Source organism: Microcystis sp. M53603_WE2 (assembly GCF_030065435.1).
The window spans coordinates 1-2052 of sequence record NZ_JASJFF010000903.1; the positions used below are offsets into that span (position 1 = coordinate 1).

The 2052-nt window shown below is 46.6% G+C and carries 1 protein-coding gene; it reads right to left on the reverse strand.

Going from position 1 to position 2052, the window contains the following annotated elements:
- Positions 1-430: 430 nt before the first annotated feature.
- Complete coding sequence (hisD, locus tag PX481_RS19235) at positions 431-1735, reverse strand: histidinol dehydrogenase (RefSeq protein ID WP_288095489.1); 1305 nt, start codon at positions 1733-1735, stop codon at positions 431-433.
- Positions 1736-2052 lie beyond the last annotated feature (317 nt).

Below are 2052 nucleotides of genomic sequence, written 5' to 3' on the forward strand. Positions count from 1 at the left end.
AACCCTTATATAGAAAGGCATTTAGCGATTTTTGTCAATTGTTTTTTATCTAGAGCGAACTAATCAATTAAGTCTCTTGCCAGATAAGGATTTAGTCGATTTATGCCCCCCTATCGAACCATACCAAGTAACGAAGAACCAGCTGTACTGAATTTAAAAAATAAGCTTGCCTACATATCTAAGTTATTCCCCGTTTCCTATTTCCTGTATTTAGGGCTTGCTGAATAAATCTAAAAACCTTGCTGGATAAGACTTTTAGACTTTTTGTCAATCCAAAAGTACCGGCCGTGGGAGTGAGCGGGGGGAAAATTCAGGTACTTTTTCCCTGAAAATTAGGTAATTGACCAGATGAAAATCGGTAAAACCCTACACCCCACACCCCACACCCCACACCCTGCCCCCACGAAAAACTTTTTGCCGCAAGCCCTATTTAGAGTAAAATTTCCCTGTGTTGAATTGCTAATTTATGGGCGGGAAAACCCTCGTACTCGGCTAAAGTTTTCGTGGTTTCTTTTAACTTTTCAAAGCCTTCAGGGGTGACATAAGCCAAAGTAGAGCGCTTGAGAAAATCATAAACCGAAACCGCCGAATAGGAACGGGCAAAACTTCCCGTCGGCAGCACAGCATTGACTCCGATGGCGTAGGTAGCCATAGAGGAAGGAGTATGATTTCCCAGGAGAATTTCGCCAGCATTTTTAATCTTGCCCAGAATGGCAAAAGGATTACTAACTAAAAGCTCTAGATGTTCCGGGGCGTACTCATTGACAAAATCGAGGGATTGCTGCAGACTATCGGTTAAAATTATGCCCCCATAGGCGGCTAAACCCGCCTCACAAAATTCCCGTCGCCAATCTGGGAGTTTTTGCAGGTATTCCTGAGCGTATTCACTAGCAGCGATCGCCAAATCTTCACAGTGGGTGACTAATAAAGCCGCCGAATCCGCCCCGTGTTCCGCTTCAATTAATAAATCCAAGGCCGCTAAACGGGCATCGGTGGACTCATCGGCCAAAACTATCGACTCACTTGGACCGGCCGGCAAACCCACATCCACAGTACCGAACAGTAACCGCTTGGCCGCCGCCCCATAGACGCTGCACGGACCGGTAATTTTGTCAACCCTTTTGATATTTTTTGTTCCCAAAGCCAAAGCGGCGATCGCTTGTACGCCCCCTAATTTATAAATTTCTCTGACTCCAGCCATCTGCGCCGCCACCAGAGAAACGGGTTCGACGTTGCCCTGTTTATCGGGGGGAGTGCAAACGACAACTCTTTCCACTCCTGCCACCATTGCCGGGATGGCTAACATTAACATCATCGAGGGAAAAGCACCGCGGCCCCGGGGAACGTATAAACCCACATTGGGGATAGGAGAGATTTTTTCGCCGGCAAAGACACCGGTTTCAATTTCTGCCAGTAGTGTTTCTTCCGGCATTTGGCGACGATGTACCTCTTGAATATTCCGGAAAGCCTGTTCAATGGCAGTTTTTACTTCCGGTTCAATTAACTGAAAAGCCCGCTCAAATTCTGCCTCGCTGACTTTGATATTTTCTACCGTCGCACCTTCGTAGTCAAAACGCCGCACATAGTCCACAACGCCGGCATCCCCCCGTTCGCGGATGGTTTCTATCACCGTTTGAGCGACTTTGAGGGCGTTATCAATATCTAACTCGGCTCTTTTCTGAAGTTTTGCCCGTTCTGCGCTACTTAATTGCGAAAGTTTTAATATTCTAACCACTATTGCTGCTCCTACTGCCCCCCGTCCTCTCAAGAATAACGGGGAATCTGAATCTTTATTTTTATTGTAACCTTTGGGGGAGTGCTGGCTTTTCAGTGATCAGTAAACAGTAACCAGTAATTTGTTAAGCTAAAGGCTTTATTGCCAGATTCTTTCTCTTGCCTCTTGCCTCCTGCCCCCTGCCTCCTTGGGTATAATGCAGATCATGTTTAAGCTCTCTTGCTGTTCTGTAAATGCGATCGCTCTTGGTTTATTATGGGGGGCGATTAGTCCGGTGTGGGCAGAAACGGAGTTAGACCTAGTCCCGAAAATTCGGC